Annotated in this window: 17 protein-coding genes; 12 read left to right on the forward strand and 5 right to left on the reverse strand. The window is 66.5% G+C overall.

Translation table 11 applies throughout. From position 1 onward, the window contains the following. Positions 1 to 547: 547 nt before the first annotated feature. Together NCO8_RS19820 and NCO8_RS19825 are read right to left on the reverse strand one after the other, a co-directional pair. A complete protein-coding gene (locus tag NCO8_RS19820) occupies positions 548 to 1,039 on the reverse strand; it encodes an SLOG cluster 4 domain-containing protein (RefSeq protein ID WP_245655434.1) in 492 nt (163 codons plus the stop codon). Position 1,040: 1 nt separating this feature from the next. Further along, a complete protein-coding gene (locus NCO8_RS19825; protein ID WP_501193581.1) occupies positions 1,041 to 2,309 on the reverse strand; it encodes an NsdA family TPR-like regulatory protein in 1,269 nt (422 codons plus the stop codon). 284 nt (positions 2,310 to 2,593) lie between these two features. Between NCO8_RS19825 and NCO8_RS31440 the strand changes: the two genes are divergently transcribed. From NCO8_RS31440 to NCO8_RS19855, 6 genes are all read left to right on the forward strand, one after another. Then, positions 2,594 to 2,770, forward strand: coding sequence for a hypothetical protein (locus tag NCO8_RS31440; protein ID WP_157104996.1), 177 nt, complete (start codon positions 2,594 to 2,596; stop codon positions 2,768 to 2,770). A 120-nt stretch (positions 2,771 to 2,890) separates the two neighbouring features. Then, positions 2,891 to 3,766: a hypothetical protein gene (locus NCO8_RS19830; protein WP_067641658.1), complete on the forward strand. Its 876-nt coding sequence runs from the start codon at positions 2,891 to 2,893 to the stop codon at positions 3,764 to 3,766. Between the two features lie 1,067 nt (positions 3,767 to 4,833). After that, positions 4,834 to 6,201, forward strand: coding sequence for a coproporphyrinogen-III oxidase family protein (locus NCO8_RS19840; protein ID WP_067641660.1), 1,368 nt, complete (start codon positions 4,834 to 4,836; stop codon positions 6,199 to 6,201). Continuing rightward, the gene (locus tag NCO8_RS19845; RefSeq protein ID WP_067641663.1) at positions 6,198 to 7,346 is read left to right on the forward strand and encodes a pyridoxal phosphate-dependent aminotransferase; all 1,149 of its coding nucleotides are present in this window, start codon (positions 6,198 to 6,200) and stop codon (positions 7,344 to 7,346) included. The genes NCO8_RS19840 and NCO8_RS19845 overlap by 4 nt, the downstream gene beginning before the upstream one ends. After that, the gene (locus NCO8_RS19850) at positions 7,346 to 8,395 is read left to right on the forward strand and encodes a hydroxymethylglutaryl-CoA lyase-like TIM-barrel protein (protein WP_067641664.1); all 1,050 of its coding nucleotides are present in this window, start codon (positions 7,346 to 7,348) and stop codon (positions 8,393 to 8,395) included. The genes NCO8_RS19845 and NCO8_RS19850 overlap by 1 nt, the downstream gene beginning before the upstream one ends. Next, on the forward strand, positions 8,392 to 9,423 hold the full coding sequence (locus NCO8_RS19855) for a pyridoxal phosphate-dependent aminotransferase (protein WP_084457325.1): 1,032 nt from the start codon (positions 8,392 to 8,394) through the stop codon (positions 9,421 to 9,423). Before NCO8_RS19850 ends, NCO8_RS19855 begins: the two co-directional genes overlap by 4 nt. Before the next feature lie 29 nt (positions 9,424 to 9,452). Here the strand turns inward: NCO8_RS19855 and NCO8_RS19860 are convergent, their stop codons facing one another. Then, positions 9,453 to 10,151 carry a DNA alkylation repair protein gene (locus NCO8_RS19860; RefSeq protein WP_067641667.1) on the reverse strand — a complete coding sequence of 233 codons (699 nt, stop codon included), beginning with the start codon at positions 10,149 to 10,151 and terminating at the stop codon, positions 9,453 to 9,455. A gap of 47 nt (positions 10,152 to 10,198) precedes the next feature. Here NCO8_RS19860 and NCO8_RS31875 point away from each other — a divergent pair, with 47 nt between their 5' ends. From NCO8_RS31875 to NCO8_RS19885, 5 genes are all read left to right on the forward strand, one after another. Next, positions 10,199 to 11,497, forward strand: coding sequence for an ATP-grasp domain-containing protein (locus NCO8_RS31875; RefSeq protein ID WP_167353311.1), 1,299 nt, complete (start codon positions 10,199 to 10,201; stop codon positions 11,495 to 11,497). Positions 11,498 to 11,507: 10 nt separating this feature from the next. Beyond that, positions 11,508 to 11,909: a VOC family protein gene (locus NCO8_RS31880; RefSeq protein WP_067641671.1), complete on the forward strand. Its 402-nt coding sequence runs from the start codon at positions 11,508 to 11,510 to the stop codon at positions 11,907 to 11,909. 47 nt (positions 11,910 to 11,956) lie between these two features. Then, positions 11,957 to 13,198 carry a cation:proton antiporter gene (locus tag NCO8_RS19875; RefSeq protein ID WP_157104997.1) on the forward strand — a complete coding sequence of 414 codons (1,242 nt, stop codon included), beginning with the start codon at positions 11,957 to 11,959 and terminating at the stop codon, positions 13,196 to 13,198. Between the two features lie 76 nt (positions 13,199 to 13,274). Continuing rightward, the gene (locus NCO8_RS19880) at positions 13,275 to 14,639 is read left to right on the forward strand and encodes a helix-turn-helix domain-containing protein (protein WP_157104998.1); all 1,365 of its coding nucleotides are present in this window, start codon (positions 13,275 to 13,277) and stop codon (positions 14,637 to 14,639) included. Continuing rightward, the gene (locus NCO8_RS19885) at positions 14,636 to 15,325 is read left to right on the forward strand and encodes a RibD family protein (protein ID WP_067641677.1); all 690 of its coding nucleotides are present in this window, start codon (positions 14,636 to 14,638) and stop codon (positions 15,323 to 15,325) included. Before NCO8_RS19880 ends, NCO8_RS19885 begins: the two co-directional genes overlap by 4 nt. 465 nt (positions 15,326 to 15,790) lie before the next feature. On the opposite strand, the gene NCO8_RS19890 is transcribed toward NCO8_RS19885, so the two are convergent. Then, the gene (locus NCO8_RS19890; RefSeq protein WP_067641679.1) at positions 15,791 to 17,566 is read right to left on the reverse strand and encodes a hypothetical protein; all 1,776 of its coding nucleotides are present in this window, start codon (positions 17,564 to 17,566) and stop codon (positions 15,791 to 15,793) included. A 455-nt stretch (positions 17,567 to 18,021) separates the two neighbouring features. Here NCO8_RS19890 and NCO8_RS31445 point away from each other — a divergent pair, with 455 nt between their 5' ends. Then, positions 18,022 to 19,356, forward strand: a complete 1,335-nt coding sequence (locus NCO8_RS31445) for a helix-turn-helix domain-containing protein (RefSeq protein WP_157104999.1) — start codon at positions 18,022 to 18,024, stop codon at positions 19,354 to 19,356. Here the strand turns inward: NCO8_RS31445 and NCO8_RS19905 are convergent. Next, positions 19,326 to 20,225, reverse strand: coding sequence for a phosphotransferase enzyme family protein (locus NCO8_RS19905; protein WP_157105000.1), 900 nt, complete (start codon positions 20,223 to 20,225; stop codon positions 19,326 to 19,328). The two genes, NCO8_RS31445 and NCO8_RS19905, sit on opposite strands and share 31 nt — an antisense overlap. Between the last annotated feature and the right edge of the window lie 105 nt (positions 20,226 to 20,330).

Raw genomic sequence — 20,330 nt, forward strand, 5'->3', positions numbered from 1 at the left:
GCGCATGCCCAGGGTTGTTCATCCGTGTCGTTCGTCATTCCACAACGCTACGCCGTGAGATTAGGCAGATCGACCCGAAATCTGCAGTGCCACACAGCGGTTGAAACCTGATCAGATTTCATATATGGCGAGCCAGTACTCCCGCAATTGTCACTGAACCAGATCAAGGGTTGACTGCGGTCGACCAACGTGTAGCCGCGTGCTCGCGTGGTGACTGGAAAGCGTGCAGGAGAGACAGGTTCACCCACGTGTCCCTGCTCGAGGGATCGGAGTATCGGCCAGTACAGCTGCTAAGAGCTGACTAGTAATGTGCGCAAAAACGATTAGGCAGCCGACGCTTGTTCCGTGAACCAGTACACTGCTTCGTCGACGAGAACATCTCCTACCGAGGCGTGTTCGGCAACCACCACCCAGCCCCAGCGCAGACCGCCTCAGTACGTCCCGGCATGGCCGACAGCTGATCCTTTGCACCCGCCAGGCTCGATGCACTGTGCAGCTCGGGGGGTTCTCGTTTCGCGCGGGCAGTCGCTGCACCTTAGTCGGTCGGCTAGCGCGCAGCTTTGATGGCAAGCGTGAGAGCAGAGCTGACAGCGTCTTCTGGCGAAGTGGCGCGCGTAGATTCTGGAACTTCTCTCCCATCGGAGGTAATGATGCGCCACCCTCCGATGGACACGATAGGAACGCCGCCTCTGCGGTTGGCCAGCGCAAGTTCGGAGAGGGTGCCCCATGATCCGCCGATGACGATCACCGCATCAGCCGACTCGACGATGATGGAGTTTCTAGCTTCACCCATGGCGGTGTAGAGGACGGCGGTCAGGCCGTCGCAGACCCTTGTTCGGTCGGTGTCAGGGCGGACGCCGATGACGATGCCTCCTGCGGAAGAGGCGCCTTCGGCTACGGCGGCCATGACGCCGGTTCCACCGCCGCAGATGACGGTGGCGCCTTCTTCCGCAAGGAGTTGTCCGATTCGGGTTGCGTGCTGGGCATCTTCGGCGGTGCAGTCGCGGGGTCCGCACACGGCGACCTGCAGCTGGGGCACGTCAGTCTCTCTCTGCGGTGTAGGTGGTGAAGAGTTCGATCTGTTGAGTCATATCACGGGCGGTGCTGGTCTGGGCTGCGAGTGCGTGCAGTTCGGTTCCTGCGCTGACGACGCGACCGACGATCGGGGTTGTCCGGAGTTCGACGGGAAGGTCAAGGACTCGAGTGATGCGGTAGTGCGCGGCGTCGGCATCGCCGAGCGCCAGGTGCGCGCGGGCGGCATCGAGTTCGGCAGCTGCCCGGAATTCCGCTGGTGAGGAGTCGGCAAGGAGGTCGAGTGCGTTTTCGGCGAGTTCCAGAGCGAGGGTGTTGTGTGTTCGTCCGCCGATAGCGAGGTGGACTTCGGATCCGTAGTAGAGAGCTTTCGCGGGATCGAAGTGCATGACGCCGGGCTCACTGGCGTTGGGGTGAACGTTGGGGGCGAGGTCCAAAGCGAGGTCGAGGGCTGCCATGGCGGCAGCAGTGTTTCCGCGGGCGGCCTGGGCGCGGGCGAGCTGGCTGGCGAGCCGCAGTCGTGTGGAGAGGTCACTGGACTTGGCGAGGCCGTTCTCGGCGAAGTACACCGCTTGGCCGAAGTCGTTGTTCCAGTAGGCCACGTTCGCTTGGATCCAGGAGACGTAGGCACGCAGGTGTTGGTCTTCGGCGAAGTCTGCTGCGAGTTGGGCGGTTCGCGCGTGGGTCTCAGCCGCGCTGGTTCGGCCGAGGTCGGCACAGGCGTGCGCCAGCAGCGCGCAGACTTGGCCGGCGAGCAGGTACAGCGTGGCCGCGGTTCGCGGACGCTGCCGTGGGGCGTCGAGTAGCTGGAAGACTTCTCGGCGGGTCCGGTTGAGCTCGGGGATGAGGGTGATCGGCGGCTTCACCAAATAGTCGACGGCGTGCTGGCCCACCTCGAACCGGAGCTGGTCGAGCACGACGGGATCGACGCCAGTGGTGCTGCGTTTGATCCACTGTGCGGACTCGTCCGTACTCATCGCGATCTCCTGGTCCAAGCTCTCGGTGATGTCGGGTTGCAGCCCTTCCATCATCGGTTGGGGCACCGCGATCAGGCTCTCGAAGGGCATGTGCCAGACCTTCTCGGCGATGCGGCGTGACGCGGGTTGGGCGGCCGGCACATCTCCAGCCATCCAACGTCGTAGTTGCCGTTCCGACAAGGTTGCGGATTCGCGATGCCGCTTTGCTATGTCATTGAAGTGGCGGCACCACTCGGGCACGGTGCGGTTTCCCTGCCGAATGAGCTGCTCGAGGACAGTGCGTGGATCTGGCATAGCCATATTCCCCACCTTTGCTTTCGGTATGTCCACGGTATGCGTTGTGCCCCAGGACAACTAGTGGCTACGCGCGGACGTCCGAGAAAAGTCCGGCAAAAGTCCGGTTGGCGACATTGTGACGTCCGTGCCTGGTGAGTGACGCTCATCTCGTGCTCGGCACCGGGCCCGCGCCATCGGACCACCCCGCGATGGCTGCACAACCGACGCGCCCTTCCGGACCCCCGCCGCACGGGGCAGCGCCTCGGTGCCGAGCACATCGAGTTGGTCGGCGACCAAGGAGGCAGCGAATGCGAAGGCTCGATGACCTCGCGGTGTGCGAGGAGAGCGACCGTGACTGCACCGACCCGGGCTCGTTCGCGTCCTACAACGAGGCGTACTCGGCACTGAAACTGCACGACGCACACGGCCCTCAGTGTCAGCGGCACTTGGCCGCAACCGCTTTCGTCGCCGCCGAGCACGACTGAGTCGCCACGGCGAGGCCTAGGTAGAGACGAGGAACAGATGCCCACCACAGACCTGTCCGCCTGCCCGCCTGAGTCAGAACCACCACCGCCGAAGTTCGGCTCGTCGGGAAGGTCCCTGCGATGACGAGGATGATCGGGTACTTTCGCGAGGCGCTGGTGCACCCGGATGACGTTCTGGTGGTGGAGCATCAACTGCAGCGCGCCGCGTCGGCGGTCGGGGCGCCGCTCCTCCAGGAGGAGATCAAACGCGAGCCAGCACCGACGAGGAACCCGCTGTGGTCGTTGATGGAGACGTTGGACCGGCGCCACGACACCATGCTCGTGCGGACCGTGACCGACCTGGCAGCACGCGATCGGGTCGACCTTCGGCCGCTGATGGGCGGGCCGGCCAGCTACCGTGTGCTGTGGGCGGCGGTCGAGCAGCTGCACTCCGGCGAGGGCGGCTACATCGTCGTTCCGAGCATGACCCACTTCGAAGGTCTGGTCGTCTCGCGGCCCGTGCTCATGCGACAAATCGCTGACCTGCATCCTGCGGTCGGGATCTTGGATGCCAGCAACGCCGACCACCTCGCTGTCGGCGCGAATACTGTGGTCATCGGCGAGTTCCAGGTGCCCCCGGTTCCGCTGGCCGAGGATATTGCCAGCACCAATGCGCGCGCTCGGATCGGCCGTGCCGGGCTGGCCGACCTGGCACCCGCGGTGGACCTCCTGGTCCGCAAGTTGGTTGGCACGGTGACCGAGAAGGACCACTTCTCCGGGCAAGGCCATCTGTTGACGATCCGCATCCATCGCGATCTCGCAGCGAGCACGCTGGTTGTTACCTGTCTCGACACCAGGGACTTCGCAGAAGTCCCACCACACCGAGCGGTGGTGGAGGCCTGCGCGCCTGGACGGATCGCGCGGACGCGCTGGGGGACGTCGGGAACGGCGACGCGGTGCGAGCTTCTGTTGCCGGGCGCTCAGCAATCGGAGCCGCTATCGGCGACGGCCCGGTGAGCGCGATGCAGGTGCACCTCAAGGTGGCGTTTCCGGGCGCTCATCACCGAGAGCGAGTCGTCTTCGACTATCGCGCCGAACGTGAGGTAGCGGAGGCGTTCGCAGCGGATATGACGCGCTGGCACAGCGCCGTGCTCGTCACCATTGATCGAGCGGTAACAGCGACGATGCGCAGACTTCCATGCCACAGGCTCTACGAAGGTGGCGGATGAGCGCATTGAGACCAGGACCTACGGACTGCCGGATCCCAGCCACAGAAGTCGTTGGCGCAGTGCCGTGCTCGCCACTGTCGCTCGGGCAGCAGGTGCAATGACACCTCGGCTGCCCGGCCTGAACTCGATGAGGCTCGACCGCGATGAATGACCCCGATGAACACCAGCTGCCGCACCGCGAGGCACAGAAGATTCCGCCTGCGCGGGTTGATTGCGGAATCGTCAGGGATCCAAGCCTTTTGGGGGCAGTCCTGACGGGGCTGCGAGAAACCTTTCGATACGAGACCAGCACCTAGGCCGAGTAGGTTGCTCCAAGCCGGTTCATCTCACTCCAACTTTCCGGGCGAGAGAAACATCGTGCAGCTAAACAAAGAAAGCGAGTTGTTTACGAGACCCTGAATTGCAGTCCTGAATATCGACGGTGAGGCACGGAAAGCCTTGCACCGCGATTAGGCGTATCCGGTTCAGCGAGCATGCTGGACCGGCATTGGCCGTGCATAGACCATGCGTTTGAGATGTCAAGGGCTACAACAACTTTCGACAGATTTTTGCTGACAGAGGCGGTGCAGGTATGCCACCATCATTGGCGTCAGATCGACTCGGACGATTTCGGAGGGGGTGATTCTGATGACCAAGTGGGTCGCAGGCGGAGCCTGATCTCAGAAGGCCGGCGACGCCCGGCCGAGTTTGATGTCTGTCGGCGTCCAGCATTGCCGCTGGGCGCCGACAGGTAATTTTCCTGAACTGTTTTTCCGTTCATTCCAGCTACCGGAGCGAGGTTTTCTGATGCTTCCGTTCGAGTCATTTTCTTATCCCTTTTTCGATCTGAGCACTTCTGCGGATCATCGGGCGCTGGTGGCTTCTCACCTGTCGACGCCGGATGTCGCGATCCCTGCCGATCACACGCGCGGGCTCAAGGCGTTGTACGTGCACATTCCGTTCTGCGACAGCCTGTGCACGTTTTGCCCGTTCGTGAAGTGGGTCGGTACCCCCGAGCGGGTGGCGACGTTCCTGGCCGCGCTGCAAGTAGAGCTGGAAACCCTCGGGGCGACGCCGCGGATGCAGGGTTGGGTCTTCGACAGTGTCTACATCGGCGGCGGGACGCCGTCGGTGCTGTCGGTGGAGCAGATCGCTGCGTTGATGGCGCAGATCCGCGCGAACTTCACCCTGGCCGCGGATGCGGAGATCTCCTTCGAGTTCGAGGTGAAGTCGGTGTCGCCAGAGAAGTTCGCCGCCCTGGCCGAACTGGGCGTCACGCGGGTGAGTTTCGGCGTGCAGTCCTTCGACCCCGAGATCAGGGACATGGTGCACATCACCGCCACCCTCGACCAGGTCCACGACGCGATCGGCTGGGCCGGTGAGCATTTCACCAATACCAACCTCGACATGATGACCGGTTTCCCTGGTCAGGACCATGCGCACGCACGCCGGGATGCTCGGCTCGCCGCAGAATCGGGTGTGGGCAGTGTGTCGATGTACCCGGTCGACTACTGCATGACCCTGCCGGGGTGGCAGGACCGTATCCGCTCGGGCGAGCTGCCGCGCCCCGCGCTGCTGGATGAGCGGTCGCGGATGTTCCACGAGGCTCGCGCCGCGCTGCTCGAGTCGATGGGCGAGCAGAACATGTACTGCTTCGGCCCGGCGGACGCGCCGGCGACGAAGTACATGTTCTCCACGCTCTACGGCGGTTACCGCGACGAGGCAGTCGGGGTGGGACCGGGCGCCTACAGCTTCATCCGGGGTTTGGCCTGGATGAACGACGCCGACGAGCGGCACTATGCCAAGATCGCGGGCGCCGGGCTGCTGCCGATCACCCGCTCCTCGGTCTACCACGCCTACGAGAAGGGCTTGGTGTTCTTCCCGAAGCGGCTCACCTTCGACATGCGCGACCTGCAGGTGTTGGACCTGGACAAGGTCTACGGCGAGCGGATCGAGCGCATCGTGGACGCCGGGCACGCCGAGATCAGCGGTGACGTGCTGCGGCTGACCGAACCGGGCAAGCTGGTCTACAGCGAGCTGATGGCGCACTTCTTCGCCGACCCGCAGCAGCGGCTCTACCACCGCATCGTCGACCGGCTCTCCCAGCAGGTCGGTGTCATCGACGAGACCGAGTGGAAGGCCGGCGCCGACCGGGTCGCCGCGATGGGCGCGACCAACGCCCTGCCGGGCGCGTCGAGCCGGACCCGCCACAAGCGCCTCCCCCTCGTCACGGCTGCCCCGTGACCGGCGACCCGTACTTCTCCCGGCTCCTGGACGCGCTGACCGCGCCTGAAGCCGGATACGTGCGCGCCAGCACCCCGGCCGCGGCCGGGAGCGGCCCGGACTTCGCGGTCGGGGAGGCCCGGTACCCGATGCCCGCCGAGGTGCGTGAGCGCCTGGCCGAGCAGGCGCGCGGCATGGACCGGTTCTGGTATTCCGATCCCCGTGGGGAGGCCGGACTGCGCGCCATCTATCTGCGCGATCTGGTGGGTGGCGAGGCCGACCCGGACACGGTGCTGGTGACCGCGGGAGGCAAGGAGGCCGCAGCCCTGGCGGTGCGGTTCGCGCTGCATCAGCAGGGCGGCGGACCGGTGCTGATCCCCACGCCCGGATGGGAGCCCTACCGGTTCTGGGTCGAGGCGGCCGGTGCCGAGGTCCGTAGCTATGACCCGTCGGCCATGGCAGCCGACCCGTCGCGGTTGCGGGCTCTGATCGACGAGTGCGATCCACGGCCGCGGGTGCTGGTGCTGAACTACCCGCACAACCCCACCGGCACCTCGCTCTCGCAGGCGGTGATGGATGAGCTGATCGCCGTCGCGACGGTGTACGGGGTGTCGGTGGTCTCCGACGAGGTGTACCGCAGCTTCGGGCCGGCGCCGGTGAGCGCGGCGCGGGCGCTCGCGTTCGACCCGCAGCGTCACCTCGTGGTCGACTCGATCTCGAAGTGGTGCGCGGCTGCTGGGCTGCGCGTCGGATTCGTGCACGCCGAGCGCCGAGTCGTCGACGCGCTGACCGCGGTGCGCGCGGCCTCGGCCTCGTGCACCAGCGTGCTCACCCAGGCATTCGCCGCCAACCTGCTGACCGATTCGGCCGCCACCACCTGGCTCGTGCAGCTGCGCCGCCAGGTGGCCGCCGACCGCACGGACACCGCGGTCGCACTGGGCGAGGCCGGGATCGACGTCGTGTCCCATGGCGGGCTCTACCTGTGGTGCAAGACCCCGGACCCAGCCGCCCTGCCCGCCCGAGACGGGACCGCGGTGGCGGGCGCGCGGGTGAGCGGGGGCGCGGGTTTCGGTGCGCCGGAACACTTTCGGGTGTGCCCGGCGCGGGCCGCGCTGGATCCGGTCGCGGCGGCGGCCGCGGTCGTCGAGACGTTGGGGACCTGGTGATGTTCGATCACTTCGCTGCGCCGCCGTTCCCGGCTACCGAGCCCCTGGCCGCGCTGCTGGATGTGACCCTGCGTGACGGCGGGTTCGAGGTCAATTTCGATTGGCCCGTCGACCACTTCGCGATGGTCACCGCGGCAGCCGGTGCTGCCGGTGTCGAGATCGTGGAGCTGGGCTACCTCGGTGGTGTCCCGCTCGAGCACAGTGTCGCTCGCGCCGGTATCGGCGCCTACCTGACCCCGGAGCACGTCGCCGGCGCCCGCCACGACGGGCTCACCCTGGCCGCGATGGTGCATCCCAGCGCACTGGCACAGCCGATCGACCTGGAGGCCTACGCGGCGGCCGGGCTGGGCATGGTCCGGCTCGTCTACCACCCGGCCTGGGCATCGGCGATCGCCGCGCTGGCCGGCCAGGCGCGCCGCCACCGCCTGGCGGTCGCGGTGAATCTCGCCCTCGCCTCGCGCTACACCGCGACCGAGCTGGGCGATCACGCGGCGCGCATCGTCGAAGACATCGCCCCCGACGTCGTCTACGTCGCCGACACCTGCAGCGCGCTGATGCCGGGACAGGTCGGTGACCTCGTGCAGGGGCTGGTCGCGACCCTGGACGCCGAGATCGGGTTCCACGCCCACGATTTTGTGAACCTGGCCTACGCCAACGCTCTCGCCGCGGTGGAGGCGGGGGCGAGCTACCTGGATGTGTCGCTGCTCGGGCTGGGCCGTGGCGGGGGGAACCTGGTTGCCGAGCCGCTGCTGCTGCGTCACCGGCTGCCCGAGGCCGACCCGGCGGCGGCCGCGCTGCTGCTGGGGTGCCGGTCCCAGCTCGCCGCGACGACCGGTCGCCGCGCCGGGTCGCTGCTGGCGCCGGTGTGCGCGACACTGAACCTGTCGCCGGTCGAGGAACAGGCGCTGTCCCAGTTCGCCGCCGAGGTCCACCTCGACGATGACACCGCCGCGCTGTGGCTGCTCACCCAGGCCCGGCGGGTGCCCGGCCTGCGGGTGCCCGACCTGCGCGCCCACTGGCAGCACGAGGATCTGGCGGCGCGGCGATGAGCGCCCCGATCAGCCACCGCGCGGCCGCGCTGAGCGCCCATAGCTACGACGACTTCCCTTGCGAGGCTGGCCACCTCGACATGCGCGGCGACAACTCGCCCCCGTTGACGGCGGAGTTCGCCCGCCCGATCGCGCTGCCGACCCTTGCGGCCGCGGGTTACGGCGATATCCGCGGCGAGCTTCGGTTGCGCACGGTGCTTGGCGAGCTGTTCGGGGTGTGCCCGGACCAGGTGATGGTCACCGGGGGAGGCAGTGAAGCGCTGTGGTTGGCGATGGCCTGCGTCAGCGATTACTCCGGCTTCATCCGGGTTCCCAGGCCCGGCTTTCCCGGATTCGAGCAGCTGGCTCGGCTGCTCGGGCTGCGGGTGCTGCCCTACGGGCCCGGTGCTGTACCGGGCCGCGGCCGCATTCCCGTGGTGGTCTGCACCCCGCACAATCCGACCGGGATCGTCACCGCACCGGACGCAGCCGGCGCCGGCGCCGGCTGGGTGATCTGGGATCTGTCGCACATGAGCACCGCCGGCCACGACCTGGCCGAGTTCACCGCTGGGTTCGGGAGCGGTGATATCGCGGTGTTCAGCCTGTCGAAGCTGCTGCGGCTGCCTGGCGCCCGGGTGGGCTGCCTGGTGGTACGTGACCCGGAGCTGTTGGCCGCGCTCACACGAGCCAAGACCCATACGTCGATGTCGACGAGCTGCCTGGCCCAGGGCCTGGCGCTTCGGGTGCTCCAAGACCCCGGCGTGCGCCACGAACTGATCATGCGCGCCAAGGTGTTCGCCGATCACCGTGCCCAGCTGCTCGAGGCGGTGGCCGCGGCGTCGAAGCTGCGGGCGGTCGCGGCTGTCGACGGCACCCACCTCTACCTCGAGACCACCGACGGCGGCAACGGGTGGGAGCGGCTGGCCGGGTGCGGGGTGATCGGGATCCCGGGCACCGTGTTCAACGGCAGCGCCCGCGAGGTCCGGCTCTGTATCGCCCAGCCCCAGGAGGTCATCGATGCCGCCGCTGCCCGGGTGGCCGCCCTGTGACCGGCCCACACCGCCACGGTGGCGGCCGGTCAGACCAGGGCGGCGTCGAGGATGCGCACCAGCGGTTTCGGGTCGGTGCCGGGCATCAGCACCCGGAACTGCGCGGCGGCCTCGCTGCTGCGCGCCTTGATCGCCTCGTTGATCAGCCACGCGCTGGCCTTGCGGATCACCGGGTCGCGCTCGTCCATCAGGGCCGCGAGCTCGGGCACGTCGGTGGGCGACAGGCCCGCCTTCACCGGGCGGATCAGTGCGACGAGGTAGAGGCGGCGCTGCCAGATCGACGGGGAAACCGCCAGCGGATGCAACTGGGCCAGCAGCGCGGCGTCGTCGACCAGGGACATGCCGACCACACCGCCGAGCTCGTCGACCGACAACCAGTTGTCCAGCAGCATCGCCCACCGCAGGATCATCGGCGCGGTCATGCGGGTCTGCGACAGGCGCAGCATCATCGACCCGGCCAGCTCGGCTTCATGGGTCTGCCCGTGCCACAGGGCTTCGGCGGCGGCCGCCACCGTCGCCGGGTCCGGGGTCCGCGCGCTGATTCCGGCGGTCTTGAGCGCGGCTTTCACCGCGCCGCGCAGCAGCGGAATCCGCACCCCGAGAACAGGTTTGCCGGGGTGCCGCGCCGCCACGGTCCCCTCGACGTAGGTGGGGTCGGCGTGCTCAGCCAACCCCTGCTCGACATCGGTCACCAGCGACGAGACCCGCCCCGCGGTCACTGCGTCCATCCCCCGAGCCTACGACCCAGCACCGACAACTTTCGGCAGGAGAGACGATGACGGGCACAGCCCTGGACATGACCGGACCGCGACCGGGCGCCGCGAGCCCGGTCTGGGCCGTCTACGGCACCCTCGACCCGCGCGCCCTGACCATCCCCGACGCGTGCGCTGCGGGGATGACCGTGCACCAGGTCCCCACCGACGTGCTGCTGGCCTTGGAAACCGGGAGCCCAGCGCTGCGGGCGCACGCCCTCGAGCGCGTGCGCGTCGGCGGGCAGGACCTGATCGGGGCGGTCGGCTACGACGACTGGTGGAACACCGCTCTGGATGCGCTGAACCCGAACTGGGCGCTGGCAGCGGCACGGGCGCTGGTGACCGACAAGGCCCGCCTGTATGAGGTGCTGCGCGGGCATGGTGTCGCGGTCGCCCCCTACTACACCGGGTCGCTGTCGACCCGGCTGATCCAGTACGCGCTCGACAATCTGGGCCCGCGCCCGATCTTCAAGCCGGCCACCGGCGCCGGATCACGCGGGGTCTACCGCTACCGCGACGAACTGTCCGTCGAGGACAACCTGGCGCTGTACCGGCAGGTCCTGCGCGCCGGTCACATCGACACCGCCACCCCGATCATCGCCACCCAATACCTTGGGGAGCACGACGCCGCGGTGGAGATCAGTGTCGACGTGACGGTGTGCGACAGCCGCATCACCCACGCGGTCGTGCACCAGAAGTGCACTGCGACCGCGACTCCGCCGTATGTCGACGGGCTGATGATCTGCCCGCCGACCGACCGGCGCATCCACGCCGAACTGCCGCAGCTTCCCCAGACCCTGGCCGGGATCGTCGCTGCGATCGGACTCGCCGACGCGGCCCTGCACATCGAAGCGCGTCTGCACCTGCGGCGCTGGCACGTCCTCGACATCGGGGTGCGGCCCGGCTCGGGCCTGGTCGCCCACGCCGCGACCGCCCAGACTGGGGTGGACCCGCGGCTGGTGCACCTGGCCGCCAGCATCGGCCGCCCCCTGCACCCAGGCGCGGTCACCGCCGCGCGTGGCCGCTACTTCGCCACCGCCATCGCCTGCTGCTATGTCACCGACGAGCGTCGCCCGGCGATCACGCTGCTACGCCACAGCTCACTCGCGGACGAGCTTCACGGCTCCGAGGATGTGCTCGGCTGGCACCTCAACGCCGCCGAGACCGACGACGCGCTGCTGCGTCCCGACGCCGGGATCTCGGTCGGGATCGGCGCGCCCGACATGCCCACCGCGCTGGCGCGACTACGGTCGCTCGTCGACCCGTTCGACTTCACCACCACCCACGCCCATGCCGACACCGAAACCGTTGTCGCCCAATGAAAGGAAGCCCGTGCTCAGCTTCAACCACCTCGCCCTCACCACCGCCGACCACGCCAAGTCCGGCCCGTTCTACGACACGGTGTTCGGGCTGCTCGGATACACCCGCGGCTACACCTCCGACCGGCTGTGCACCTGGGGCGGGCCCGGCCCGGAGCTGCTGGTCTACATCACCGAGGGTGAGGACACCGCGCCCCACACACACGGCCGCCCAGGCTGGCAGCACGGCGCCTTCTCCGTCGACGAGCGCGACACCGTCGACGCGGTACACAGCGCGGTCGTTGAGGGCGGCTGGACCGTCGTGCACGCACCGCGCGAGTACCCCGACTACGCGCCGGGCTACTACGCGACCTTCGTCGAGGACCCCGACGGCATCCGCTGGGAGGTCGCCCACATCCCCACCGCCCCTCACTGACGCACCGAACCAGGCACGTCCGGCACCGGCGCAGATCGGAGCCGGACGTGCCCAATAGCACCCTCGTCATGGTCCTGGTCGACCTCGTCATCATCATGATCGCGGCCCGCGTCTTCGGCCGGTTGGCCGAAAAGCTCGGCCAACCGGCCGTGATCGGCGAGATCACCGCCGGCATCCTGGCCGGGCCCACCCTGCTGGGCCCGCACCTGTCGCAGGTGCTGTTCCCGCCCGACGCGCGCCCGGTGCTCAGCGTGCTGGCCAACCTCGGGGTCGTCGCGTTCATGTTCCTCGCCGGGCTCGAGGTCGACCGTAACTCCTTCACCAACCAGCGCGCGGCGATCCCAGCGATCGCAACCGCGGCCTACCTCGCACCCTTCGGGTTCGGCTGCCTGATCGCGGCCACGGCACTGACCCGCCACCACACCGGCGCCAACACCGTGGGATTCGTGCTGTTCATCGGCTGCGCGCTGGCCGTCACCGCGTTCCCGGTGCTCGCCCGGATCCTGGTCGACCGGAACATCATCCGCACACCGATCGGGCAGATGAGCCTCGCGTGCGCGGCGATCGTGGACGCCGCGGCGTGGATCGCGCTGGCCGTCGTGCTTATGCTCGTCGCCCCGACCGGTGGGCATTGGCGGTGGGCGCTGCTCGCGCCGCTGGCCGTCCTGGTGTGGTGGGGTGCTCGCCCGGTGCTGGACCGGCTCGCTGCGGCCGGCACCGGGCAGCAGGTGCTGGTACTAGCCATCGGCACCGCGCTGCTGCTCGCCGCGGTGACCGAGTGGATCGGCCTGCACCTGATCTTCGGTGCCTTCGCCGCCGGGTTGATCTTCCCCCGGGCCCATCGCGACAGCGCCGAGAACGGCGCCGTCGTTGTGAGCACGCTGCTGCTACCGGCGTTCTTCGCCGTCGCGGGCCTGTCGGTCGACCTCGGCATGCTCGACACCACCGGGGTGGGGGAGCTGGCGGTCGTCCTGGCCGCCGCGGTCGGTGCGAAGATCGCCAGCGTGGTCGTGGTCGGACGACTCGCCGGCCTCGATACCCGGACCGCGGCCGCGCTCGCCGCGCTGCTCAACACCCGCGGACTCACCGAACTCGTCATCCTGCACGTCGGGCTCACGGCCGGACTGACCAGCACCAGCCTGTACTCGCTGCTGGTCGTGATGGCGCTGATAACCACCGCGATGACCGCACCACTGCTGCACCGAATCCACCTGCCGCACAAACCAATCCAGTCGCAAGACTTCGTCCGAACGGCAAAAGCGGGGACGCGACAGGCCGACATTGACTAGGACCCGCCATTTCAGCGCAGTACCCTGCCGCCCCGGCTGGCCAGGTGTAGTTTTCAATGCACCACACCACCGGGGGTTGGAGCTGGTCGAAATGTCGATCGTCGACGAATGGCAGGGAAGCGACACCCGCGCTCTGCGGATGGCATTGAACTTGAACGCGAAGGAGTTCGCCGACGCGCTGAAAATTGAAGAACGCACCGTACGTCGGTGGGAAAAGCCGGGTAGCACGGTTGGGATCCGCCGCAAGAACCAGCGGCAGCTCGACGCGATACTCCTTGGCGCGCCCGCTGCCGTGCAGCGCCGCTTCGAGCGGCTGCGCCGCGGTACCGACAGCATCGAGCTGCCCGCTTCCAGCATCGATGCCGATAGGCTGACCATCGACGCCCCTGGTGTCGATGGTCCCGATCAGGTGCAGGTCCTGGCCCACACCGCAGACGGAAAGGCTGTGCTCGTGTCCCTATCGCGCCGCGCACTCGTCGCCGGCCTCGGGCTCGGTGCCGTCGCCGCAACGATTGGAACGTCGCCAGCGACCTCCCGGGCGCTGGCAACCACCCCCGCCGACAAAGACTGGGTGACCCACCTACGTCAACTACGGCTGTCGCTGATCGATAACGACAACCTCTGCGGCGCAGGCAAGATTCTGCCTCTGGTAGAGCACAACGTCGACGTGATCGGCACATTGCGACGGACCGGCGCGGCGGATGCGGCGCAGCTGCAGCGACTGCGGGTCCTGTACGCCGAGTGCGCGTCGTGGCTGCATCAGGACGCTCGGAACTGGGACGCGGCGACAGCCTGGACGGACAAGGCCAACCGCTGGGCACTGACGGTGAAGGATCCCGGGTGCGTGGCGATGGTGGCGATCCGCCGAGCACACATCGCATGCGAACGCGGCGACGGCGTCGAAGCGATCGAAAGCGCCGAGGCGGCATCAGCACAGGCACCGCACAGCAGCAGGGTCGCGGCGGTAGCGGCATTGTTCGGCGGCTGGGGACACGCGCTGCTGCGTGATGCAGTGGCAAGTGCTCGCGCATTCGACCAAGCCCGTGAGCTTGCCGCCGCCGCCGACGACGACTCGGAGTGGGGCATGTTCCTGGATGGCTCCTACGTCGACGTGCACCAGGCGACCGCCGCTGGGCTCCTCGGGCAGCACCGCACCGCCATCAACAACTTCGCCTCCGCGATCGCGACGATGAGAGGCGGATTCACCCGCGACAAAGCGGTGTACACCGCCCGGCTCGCCCTGGCTCACGCCCAGGTCGGAGACTGCGAGGCTGCTTCGGCACTCGGGGTCGCGGCCATGAACACCGGTATCGCTACCAGTTCTGAACGGGTGCTGGCACCGATCCGACAACTGCACACAATGATCGACACGTCCAGCACCGACCCTCACATCCGGGAGTTCGCGGCCGCCGCCGAAGTCTGGTTGGGTCACTCGGCATGAGGCCAAATGTTCTTCTGTCGGTGGCAGTTTCACTCGACGGATATATCGACGACACGACCGACGAGCGACTTCTGCTGTCCAACGCGGCGGACTTCGATCGCGTAGACCAGGTCCGCGCCGAGAGTGACGCCATCATGATCGGCGCCGGAACCGTGCGCAGCGACAACCCGCGACTGATCGTCAAAAGCGAGTCCCGTCAGGCCGATAGAGTCGCGAAGGGGCTCCCCGCTCAGCCGAGGAAGATCACGGTCACCGCATCCGGCGATTTGGACCCGACCGCAAAGTTCTGGCACCACGGCGTCGAAGATGCTCGCCCGCTGGTCTACACCGTCGCCGCGGCAGCACCCAAGCTGCGCGAGCAGCTCGGCGAGCTCGCCGAAGTCGTCGACCTCGGCGACGAAATAGATTTCGCCGCCATTCTCGACCACCTCGGCGGTGTCGGCATCGGCCGGCTCATGGTCGAGGGCGGCACACACCTGCACACCGAATTCCTGGCCCGAGGTCTGGCCGACGAACTGCACCTAGCGATCGGCCCGTCCCTGGTCGGCGACTCGAAAGCCCCTCGGTTCGTCAACCCGGCCCACTTCCCTGGCGGCTCTACGCGACGGCTACACCTGATCGACGTCTCCCAAGTCGGTGATGTCGCATTGCTGCGATACGCACCGAAGGACGCATCAGGTGCCTGAACCTGATGCGTCCGATGGCTCAACTACGCCGTCGAACTGGCGCACCAGTGTCCCCGTGCCGAAGCCGCATTCGCGGTGGGAGCGGGATCGTCACAGATGGCTGGTTGAGGCCTAAGCGGGGCACCACTGTGTGACTGGCAGGCGGCCGTGATGGTGGTGTCGGCGACGCCGCGGCTCGTCGATACGAGATGTCCAGCGCTGGGTGTTCAGGGGGCTCGCCGGGCCTCGTCCAGGTGCCGAGCTGCGCTCGTACCACTCCGAGGCGAACTCGCCTCTCGACGCGGCGACGGCGAGCTGCTTCTGGCACAGGTAGATCAAGATCATCTCGGTGCGGGTCAGCGGGTCGGGTTCGTCGCCCCGGCCCTCAGCGACCCCTCAGCCGTCGAAGCTGCACTGTTCGAGCTCTTCGACGGCTGAGGCGTCGTCCGGGTCGTCGAAGCTGGCTTCGTGGGTGGTCGTCGGCGCTCACCGGTGCTCGTCGGTTCCGTCCGCGGTGCTGGCGCGCGGACCGGGCTGGATTATACCGGGCAAACTCCAGAGCGCCAGTTTCCAGTCCGAGACCGGTGGCACCGGCTCACCGAGCCGGGCGGGAAGAGCCAGGTAGAAGTACGGCTCGTCGCTCGGAGCCACCTTGAGTCGAAAGCCCGCCGCTTCGCCATTCTCCAGGGCTGCGAGGGCTTTTGCGGCGTTGCGTGCGATCGCGCGGGGATGAAAGACCAGCACGTCGGTGAGAGTGAACTCCTTCGCACCGACGGAGAACGTGAAACGTTCTGCGGTGAAGCTGACCCAAGCCGCTTCACCTGCAAGAAGTTGACGTAGGCGTGGGCTGTCGGAACCGTTCAGAGTAACCACACCACCGGGCGCTTCCGGAGATGCGACCGCGTAGCCCTCCAGCAACAGCCGCGCCACTCGCAGATTGATGCGCTCCAGTGGCGTCAAAGCGGCGGGGATGTCGAACGACGACCGGCAATGTTCCTGCACGGCCTTCAGGTCGTAGGCGAGGCGGAACATCGCATCGAGCTCGTCATCGACCTCGGTATCTGCGGGGGGATCGAATGACAGCGACACGAGCAACTTGTCGTCGATGTATACCCGGCAGAGAAGATCGGTCTGGTTGATCGCTGTCAGAATCTCCTCGACACCGAGGGCGTCCGCGGGGCGGATGCGCCGCAGGTTGTAGCTGATATCGGCATGGCCTGGCTGGGAGAGATCCTTCGGGCTCAGCAACTCGATCTGGAGGTGGTCGAAGAAGTCGATCCTCATCGCGAAGCCCTCCGAGCCCTCAGTCAGATGTGAGATCCGCCCTTCGTGCGCGAGGACCTGAGTGCCGTGTTCATCGAAGAACCGAAGCTCCGCCGGAGCACCGATACCCGCGCCGTGGCTCAGTGCCTCGAATCGCACTTCCATCCCTGTGTAAACACCGGCGACGAGTTCTGGTCCGGTGATCGTCACGGCGCCTACGACCTCGGCTGGCAGGACAACCTCGCCCGAGGCACCGAAGCGTGTCGAACGTTCGAACTGCTCTCGCAGCGCAGCATGTTGTGGACCGAACGCTCCTTCGATGTTGACCAGGATCGGGCTCTGTTCCTGCGCACGAGGGTATTTCGGGCGTATTGACCGGGTCACCACGTCACCGACGCGCGCGAAGTCGGTCGCCCAGTGCAGATCGGTCGAGTCCGCCAGCGCGCCCAGAGCGGCCACTCGAATCGGCAGATCGTCAGGGCTGAGCAGGTTGTCGCGCTCACGGTTGTAGATCGCGGCGTTGTCTCGCAGTTCGCTATGAACATCGCGCTGAGCCCAGCGGTCGACCTCGGGAAATTCGATGAGCAGATCATCGAGGTCTTTGCGACCAAAGGGCCGGGTCAGCGGCGTGCCAGCGGTCTTGCCGAGGCCGGTGACGAACGCATGCTCACCAGGAGTCAGGTTTCTCGGCACCACGAGAACCCATTCGTCGACCATGCAGGTCTTGTCGACGGTTCGCGTCTTGACCAGCTTGGCGAACGAGCGCTTGATCTGCGTGCGGCGGGGTTTCCAGCCGCCGCTGAACCCTTCGGGAAAATACTTGAGCTGGAAGATGATCACCCGCCCGCCTTGGCGCACCTCGATGTCGACACCGCCGTCACCACCCCGGCCGTCGAGTGCGATCACCTCGACGTCGGCGCCGCGATATTTGTGGTTGATCAGTGCTTCGACGACGCGGTCGAAGTGTTCCTGACCGATCGTGTGCCAGTCGATGCTCATCGGGGTCGGGCGTCCTTTCACTTTTGCGGTCGACAGCGGCCGCGCCAGCGTGGTTGATGGTGGCGATGGGTGTCCTGCAGGATCCTCCTCGGGGCACAGCCGGTCGGATCAGTTGCCAGTATCCACACCTGCACCGACAGCTTGAGCCCGTAGTGTGCACGGGACTCCGAATGGCATTCGTTCGCGCGCCCGCGTCCCGAGAGCTGCAACATTTCCAATCTCCGCCTCCAGATGCCCAAATCGACTTGGCCCGAACGCCGTTCTCGGTTGTGGTCGTAGCGCAGGGCCAATGCCCGCTGCTCCACCCACCCAGGGCGATGACGTGTCCGTGGATGCCGACGCACGCTCAGGCGTGGGCATCGTTGTCGCAAGCCATGCACCCTTCAGGACTGCGTGCCAAGCTGATTGGCTAACGTAGCGACTGCGCGCGCAACCCGGCTGAAGGAGGGGTCAGCATGCCCATCGGCGATGAACTCAAGGCCGCACGAAAAGCTAAGGGATGGTCGCATACTCGGGTCATCCATGCCCTCACACTTCACGCCCGCCACCACGGCGTCAGCATAATGACCGAGCGAAGCCTTAAAACGGCCTTGAGTCGATGGGAAAATGGACACACCACACCGGATCAGTTCTATCGTGGCCTCCTCGCGAGTGTCCTAGGGCTTCCCGACCCGTATGACCTTCTTACTCAAACTTCACGATACGAACTCAAGCTTGATGTCGCTGTCGACCGCGCAGAGGATCTGAGCAGGTACCAAGGACCTCCCGACAGCGCAGCATCCATCGCGTCGCCGCTTATCGATGATGACCAGGTGGTGGCGGGCTACGTATTCGCGCATTCGCATCTTCTTCCAACTGCAGTCGAGCCAGAATCCACCGACAGGACGTATGCCGCTAACCGGCTTCGCGATCGCGCGGCCCAGCTGATGGAGCTGGACTTCCAGCGAGGCGGGGGGCACGTGCGACCGATGCTGCAATCGTTCTTCCTCGCGGAGGTCGTACCGGCCGTGCGGGCGTGCATGGCCAGCAAATCCGATCGAAATGTCTTCTCCGCAGCTGCCGAAGTTTCTCAGTTGCTCGGGTGGGCAGCTTACGATGAACATCGCCATCGTGAAGCGGCTCGCTACTTCGTGCTCGGTCTCCGATTGGCAAGTGAAGCGGGGGACCAGCTGCTGGGGGCACGGCTGCTGGCAAACCTTTCGCATCAATACACGTTCCTAAGGAAACCTCGGCAGGCCTTGACCTTTGCGCGTGCGGCCGAGTCGGTGTTGCGTGGCCGAGGCACACCGGCGGTCGAAACAATGTGTGTGATGATGGAGGCACGAGCGCTGGCAGTCGCGGGTGAACGCCAGGAAGCGATTGCGGCCATCCTGCACGCGGAGACTCTGTTCAGCCGGAGTAGCGACTTCGAACCGCCCTGGATCGGCTACTACGACGCAGCGGAGTTAGCTGGCGACGCGGCTCATGCATTCCACGACCTCAGCGCCTTCCGGGAAGTGCAAGAGTTTGCTAGTACGGCAATAACTTCCAGCACTCCTGCTCGCACTCGCGGCTTCATACGGTTCTTGTCCGCCCAAGCTGCGCTCGTCGCAGGCGACGCTGACCACGCAGCAGTGCTCGCAGCGGAAGCTATGCAAACCGGTGTGACCGTCCTTTCGGCCCGGCACCAGCGCTATGTCGACGACTTCCGTGCCGCAGCGATTAAGCGAAAAGTCCCTCAACTGCTCGATGTTCTAGAGCGTTATCGCTCTGCTCCGGTTCAGAAGCCGCGCCAGTCTTCGGAGGGCTGACCGTCTCGCAGCGTTTTGATGCGCTTCGCGAACTCTTGTGCTACCGCATCAGAGTGTTCAACGTTCTGGGCAATCCAGGCCGTCATTCGCAGTCGCATGACCGAGCTCACGACACCGAAGCCTTCCCACGTCCGAACGTCGTAACCGTACGCGCGCACAAACGCTTCATAGTGGTGAGAGCTCACCATTCCCAACTCGGCCTCGGTCGCGACCTTCGCCAGATCCCACTCGCGAGGACCTCGACATACACCCTCGAAGTCGAGCAACACGCCCTCGCCTGCAGACGTGACAATCACATTCTTGATGTGCGCATCGCCATGGTTCACACCCGATGGAAGTTCATACCGCACTTCTCGCAACTCAATACCTAGCCGAAGCAATTCTTGTAGCAGGAACTCCCTGTCCTCCGCGGGTATCGATGCCGACTCGACTCGCTGTCGAAGCTGTGCCAGCGGGTCGAAGTCGGGCACAGCCAAGCTCGCAGGCCAGCCCAAGTTGTGAAAGCGGAGAAGTTGGGCACCAAGCAGCGCGAGGTCGGATTCATCAGAGACCCGACCAGGGACATAGCGCCAGAAGGTGACCGGGTAACCCTGCACTACTCGAGGTTGATCCACGGCGAGCGCTTCCGCGGCGGCGAACCCTTGACGCCGAAGCCAGCCGGCGACAGCCACCTCCTTCACGGCAGTCGCCAGGAAATCAGAGTTGCGGGCAATCCGCACAACCACGCCTTCTCCAGGCAGGAGGTACATCAGGTTCTGGCCCAGGCGTAACAGCTCCACCCGCGTCGCCGAGAGGCCAGCATCGGTGCTCGCCTCACGAGCGACGGACACCATCTGGACGGGATCGAACAGGAACCGCTTCTCTGCCACATCACCAGGCTAGCGGCGCCCGCACTTGCTAACACTTGCCAACTACCGCAGAACGGCAGGTGACACCAAGCTCGACCTATGCCCAGGCGCGGACTCTCGACCCCG

The organism is Nocardia coubleae NBRC 108252, from assembly GCF_001612805.1.
In the GTDB taxonomy this organism is placed as follows: domain Bacteria; phylum Actinomycetota; class Actinomycetes; order Mycobacteriales; family Mycobacteriaceae; genus Nocardia; species Nocardia coubleae.